The 1,205-nt window shown below is 65.4% G+C and carries 1 protein-coding gene; it reads left to right on the forward strand.

The window, feature by feature from the left end:
* On the forward strand, positions 1–1,205 hold a 1,205-nt coding region (locus ACYVKM_RS12185), incomplete at both ends, for a LysM peptidoglycan-binding domain-containing protein (protein WP_460877890.1).

A 1,205-nucleotide genomic window follows, 5' to 3' on the forward strand; every position in this document is an offset into this window, starting at 1 on the left:
GGCAGCCTGGTGAACGGGCAGATCGTGCTGACCCCGGCGACGTACGAAAACACCACCTACGCCAACCAGTACGATGCCGCCGGCAACGTGGCGGTGCTGGTGACCGACAACGCCGGCGTCACGATGAGCCAGAGCATGGAGTACGACCAGCGCAACGAGCTGGTGGAGACGGACTACGCGCTCAGTGCCGGCCAGGCCAGCCTGGGCGCCCAGCAGCGTCAGAGCTACGACGCCGACGGCCATTTGCTGAGCACCTATCAGTACCTCAACAACCAGGCCAGCCAGTCCGTCTACGGCACCATCGACGTGCCCGACGGCTACGTGACGTTGTCCACGGCTGGCTGGGTGTATGCGGGAGAGACCAGTACCTACAACGCGGATGGTGTGGTCACCGGGCAGGTCAGCCTGGTGAACCCGAACACCAATTGGGTGCAGGTGGTCAACAGGATCGAGCAGGGTGGCACGGCGCCCGTCGGGACGGATCCCAGCCGCCTGGCGCTGGGCTCGACCACCACCTATACCGCGTTCGACCATGCTGACAACGTCACCGCCTACAGTTTTGCGAGCTCCTACCCCAGCGTATTTGGGGCCAACTACACGGTGAGCTACCTCAAGAAGGACGGCTACCTGCAGCAGAGCACCACCGGCACGCCGACCGTGTCCGGCTACGTGCCGGCTACGGACACCGTCTACTACGACGCCTTCGGGCGCACCCTCGCGGTGGCGCAGACCAGCCAGGGCAACAGCGGGGCGGCGCAGAACACCACCCGCGCCTACGCCTACAACACCGCCGGGGAGATCCTGGAAGAGCGCAGCGGCACGATCAGCGGCACGACGCTGACCCCGACCAACGGCTACTTCGCCAATCACTACACCTACGTCAACGGCCAGCAGGTCAGCGACATGGACGAGGAGGGCGAGATCGGGGTGGCCACCACCCTGACCGGTTTCAGCACCAGCACCCAGGGCTATGTGATCCAGGTCGGCGACACCCTGGCGAGCATCGCGCAGACGGTCTACGGCAACAGCAACTACGGCTACATCATCGGCGAGGCCAACGGCCTGAGCGGCACCAGCACGCTGGTGCCGGGGCAGAGCATCACGATCCCGGCGGTGACCACCAGCAGCAATACGGCGACGACGTTCAAGCCGTATGACCCGGGCAGCATCATCGGCAGTACGACGCCGAATCTGCCGACAGCGCC

The organism is Rhodanobacter koreensis, assembly GCF_054782855.1.